Source organism: Aequorivita vitellina (genome assembly GCF_022008365.1).
Classification (GTDB): domain Bacteria; phylum Bacteroidota; class Bacteroidia; order Flavobacteriales; family Flavobacteriaceae; genus Aequorivita; species Aequorivita vitellina.
The window spans coordinates 1-707 of the sequence record NZ_JAIRBA010000116.1; the positions used below are offsets into that span (position 1 = coordinate 1).

The window sequence follows — 707 nt, forward strand, 5'->3', positions numbered from 1 at the left end:
TTCCCAGTAGGTGTAAATGTTATAGAGTTTACAGCAACTGATGTAAATGGAAACACAAGCACTTGTAGTTTCACCATAACTGTAACCGACAATGAAGCTCCGGTAGCTGTTTGTCAGAATATCACCATCCAACTTGATGCAACGGGTAACGCAACGATTACTGCCGCAGATGTGGACGGTGGAAGCACAGACCAGTGTGGTGTGGCTTCAACTAGTATTGATATTGACACTTTTGACTGTTCAGATGTTGGAGACAATAACGTGATTTTAACTGTAACCGATGTAAACGGAAACACTTCAACCTGTACTGCTGTAGTAACTGTTGAAGATGTTACGGCGCCAGTAGTGGCTTGCCAAGACATCACAGTAGTACTCGATGTAACAGGTACGGTAATAATTGCAGGAATAGACGTTGATGGAGGAAGCACCGATGCCTGTGGCATTGCGAGCTATGATCTTGATATAGATACCTTCGACTGTTCAAATGTTGGCGATAACATTGTAACATTAACTGTAACCGATGTAAACGGAAACACGTCAACTTGTACGGCTACCATAACGGTAGAAGACAATACAAGCCCAGTGTTAGTTTGTCAAGACTTCACATTAGAGCTTGGTGCAGATGGTACTGCCATTCTTGACCCAAGTGATGTGATTGCCTCTAACGATGATGCCTGTGGAATCTTTGCTTCGGCAGTAGATATTAC

The 707-nt window shown here is 43.1% G+C and carries 1 protein-coding gene; it reads left to right on the forward strand.

Annotated elements, in window-relative coordinates:
* The coding region (locus K8089_RS16225; RefSeq protein WP_237604332.1) for an HYR domain-containing protein at positions 1-707 on the forward strand (707 nt) is incomplete at both ends.